Consider the following 3752-nt stretch of genomic DNA (forward strand, 5'->3'; position numbering starts at 1 on the left):
CATCATTGAAATATATTACCATCCATTATAAACACCCAGTAGAAATTACATTTCATGATTTTTCTATATTAGCAGATGGCATTTCAATTTTGTTAAACCCTGATACAAATATTGTAGAATTGTATATGCGAAATGATGAGGAAATCTATAAATACTATGCTGAGGATATAGAAGAATATTACGATAACTGGTTTACTGATTTTTTAAAGAGCCAACAGAGATTTCCATAGAACCACTGCAAAAACAACAAAACGTGCTATATCTGTTACCACAACAGACATAGCACGTTGGTTTTTAATTTTGCTATAGAATGGGACAATGTACCTGTCCCCATGTCCCCCCTATATAAAGATATTATAATCATCATGATTTGCTTAATCTCATCTGAACCTGAAACCTATTTGTTTTTAACTCTATTAATTAAATCATCTCCAATGACTCCATTAGAAACAGTACTCAATTTATATTTTTCCATGATAAACTCCTCAATCTGTCTATTGGAGTCATTATAGCATTCTAACCAAATCTTAAAATCCAAGTTTCTCACAATATGATTTTCATAACTGAGTTGATAATTACTGGGCATATTAATCATGATTGTATTTATGAGTGTGTTAGTGATTTCCCTCATCATGGAAAACACTACAGCATCCTCCTTAGAAAGGGTATATATATGATCTTCTAATTGTATATGATAAATATCAAAGGAGGCATCATTTTGTATTAAATCACCTGTAAATCTATAAAAATCACTTACAATTTGAATTATCGGACGTTTATTTCTGATTTCATAATTTACATATTCACTAAACCTTTCCATCTCTGCTAAGTTAGAATACACATTAAGATAGTTCGCATGCAGTTCCACAATATTTCCAATTTTAATAGTATCAGAAGAAGTGATTTCATCTAGTATAGTTTTATTTTGCAAAAGAGAACTCATCATCTGATTATACATTGAGCTAGCATAGTTTATACCAAATTTTTTATAAGGAGTATTAACGTATATTAGACCCATCAAAATAATAATGATCACAACTAATAGGTAATTAAAGTATCTTTTCAAGTGGTTCCCTCCTTCTTTATTAAATAACCCCAATGGAGTTATTAGTATACTTTTCATGTAAAACTTTGTAAGCATATTCATTTTCTAATTTTCATGATTAACTAATACTATCATCTATTACATTTTATACCATTTATGCAGCTGATGTAAATTATTTATTTATACGACAGTGACACTTTAAAAATTGAACCAGCTTAGAAAACCCTACTGCATTACCAGTAGGGTTTAATTGGTGTATGTGGGTTCCACCTTTAATTGTTTCTAATAGAGCTTTAATCTACTGAGTGTTATATCATTTCAAACTTTATTAGTCAGTATCATATCTTACTGTTTTGGTATATGTCTTAACACCATTTATCCAATGAGTATAGTCCAGTAGATTAGTCATAGTATAAGTAAATTTAATCTTTAACTCTTTATTTGTTGCTGGCTGTGCTGATTCATTTGCTATTCTCCAATCACACGAGAAATAATGCCCTACATCTTCTAGTCTATATGATGAACCTAGAGCAACTCTTAATTGCTTAGGGTATTTCCCCCCAACAGGTGCATTGTGTGAAACATTATCATTGATGTCGTGTGTACCTCCATTACTATATGAAGCTGTAATAGAGGCAATACTGCCTATATTTAGCAAATTGAATCCATAACTTACATTTACGCCAGATGATTTGTGTACAGACCCATCTGTTTCGTGTCTGTCACAATAGTTATTAGAATCCGCTGCAATATCTATTTTTACATTGGAAGCTCTCATGTATGACCAATCGCCTTCATCATTTGGCCAATCATCTGATTGAGTGTATTCATCTGTGACACCAAACCTTGTTACGAAACTACCGTGATTAGAAAACGAATCGGGCCATGATATGAATCGACATACTTCAAATACTTGATTTATTGTTCCGCCTAAGTGATTAAACGTAAATGTATATCTTCCTAAATTATCCTGAGTATTTATAGACATTAAACTATTTCTATTTTCTAGTTCAATAAATTGTTCAACAGGTTCGAATACTTTTGCATACCAAAACTGATCTAAATATTCATCACTTTCTTTATTAATACCGTTTGTTAAAGATGTAGTAAAAAATCTGTTTTGATCTAGTTTAGGATTAAATATTTCAATTATAACAAAATCTTTACTATCTTTCGGAATTGCATAGATTTTTAAAATACTGTGGATGTCTTTTCTATTGTTATTATAATAATCTCTAAAATATAATGATGACTTATCAACTTCCCTTTCATAGGAACAGTATACTATATTAATGTTTTCTTCTAAATCCTTACTATTATATAAGTGTACATTTAAATTAGTAGCATTAGATTTAGGTTGTGCTAAAATTCTAATTGGTATCTTATTAATGGTACCTATTATTGATATTTCATCGTTTGTAATAGTTGCTTTCAAATCGTTATTAAAAATTGTAAATTGATTATCATCAATTATACTAGTTTTTAAATTATCACTTTTATTACCAACATCTTTAATATATGCTAATTTAATAATATCTAAATTATTATCGATATGTGATGAGTATGCTGCAACATTTGGAATTAACATGATAGATACCATAATTAAAACTAGCAGCTTAGAAATGATTCTTTTCATTTTACTTCCTCCCTTAAAATTTCTTCTTTTCTTCGAAACTTAAGTAACCATAAGAACACTTTTTTGTTAAGTAGATTTCACATATAAACACCCTCTTTCTAATTAATTACAGAATAAAACTCTTGAAAAATAAAAATATATTTGTAACTTTTAATGTATAATTTTTAAACTACTACACAAACTCAATATTAAAAATTCTTGGAAAGTCATCACCTTCACAACTGTATGAATATCCTAAACATAAAAAGAAGAAAAAAAATATAATAATCAATTTTATTAAAATACTATTATTTCTCTCTCTTTTGGATCTCATCTGGCACCCTCCCGTTAATTTGTATTTATGGTATTATTTTCTTTTTAATTATATAATAATGGTATACAATTTGTAACCCGAATTGATTCGGGGTAGGGGAGGTAATAATTTGACTTACTCATATGATCTAAAGAAATTCGGTGAAGAACTTCGTGCTATAAGAAAAAAATGCAGATTGACTCAGACAAATGTATATGAAAGTACGGGAGTAAACACTGATACATTAAGGCGAGTAGAAAATGGAATGGTGTTTCCTAAAAATGATACATTAGATATATTATCTAGAGTATATAAATGTGATTTAAACATTAAGCTACAGAAATATAGAATGAAGATAGAATTTCATATGTACTATAAAAAAATAGATAATATAATTATGAATAATGACATAAGCTTAATTAATAATTTGATAAATGAACTAAATAATTCCACGAAAAATAGAGATAACAGTCTATTGAATGTAATGAATAAGTCTGAAGTTGAACAATTTAAAATCTTTCTGTATAGCACTAAGGATTTTTTTCAAGTTGACATAGATGATACTATAATATTTCAAAATATTGAAAAGTTAACTAATTGCCTAGCTTTGACTATAGATAACTTCAATTTAAAAAAATATAAAAATTTTTCATATAACCTATTTGAAATTAGAATCTTAGTATTGATATCCCTTTTCTTTGAAAAAATTAAGGACTATGAATCTAGTACTAAAATACTTGTTTTCTCGTTAGAGTATTTTATAATGAACCCATAGGGTG

The 3752-nt window shown here is 28.2% G+C and carries 4 protein-coding genes; 2 read left to right on the top strand and 2 right to left on the bottom strand.

Features of this window, described 5'->3' with window-relative positions; translation table 11 throughout:
• Positions 1–230, top strand: a 230-nt coding sequence (locus F8153_RS16295) for a hypothetical protein (RefSeq protein ID WP_192929868.1), incomplete at its 5' end; no start/stop codon positions are given.
• A 167-nt stretch (positions 231–397) separates the two neighbouring features.
• On the opposite strand, the gene F8153_RS15740 is transcribed toward F8153_RS16295, so the two are convergent.
• Entirely contained in the window at positions 398–1066 is a 669-nt protein-coding gene (locus tag F8153_RS15740) for a hypothetical protein (protein WP_151867312.1), read from the bottom strand.
• 307 nt (positions 1067–1373) lie between these two features.
• On the bottom strand, positions 1374–2681 hold the full coding sequence (locus F8153_RS15745) for a hypothetical protein (protein ID WP_151867313.1): 1308 nt from the start codon (positions 2679–2681) through the stop codon (positions 1374–1376).
• A 422-nt stretch (positions 2682–3103) separates the two neighbouring features.
• Here F8153_RS15745 and F8153_RS15750 point away from each other — a divergent pair, with 422 nt between their 5' ends.
• Positions 3104–3748, top strand: coding sequence for a helix-turn-helix domain-containing protein (locus F8153_RS15750; protein ID WP_151867314.1), 645 nt, complete (start codon positions 3104–3106; stop codon positions 3746–3748).
• Positions 3749–3752 lie beyond the last annotated feature (4 nt).

Origin of the sequence: Alkaliphilus serpentinus (assembly GCF_009017255.1) — a bacterium.
Classification (GTDB): Bacteria; Bacillota; Clostridia; order Peptostreptococcales; family Natronincolaceae; genus Alkaliphilus_D; species Alkaliphilus_D serpentinus.

Excerpts from the sequence above, each read along its gene's own strand:
- F8153_RS15745 (WP_151867313.1), bottom strand. The coding sequence starts at position 2,681 with ATGAAAAGAATCATTTCTAAGCTGCTAGTTTTAATTATGGTATCTATC.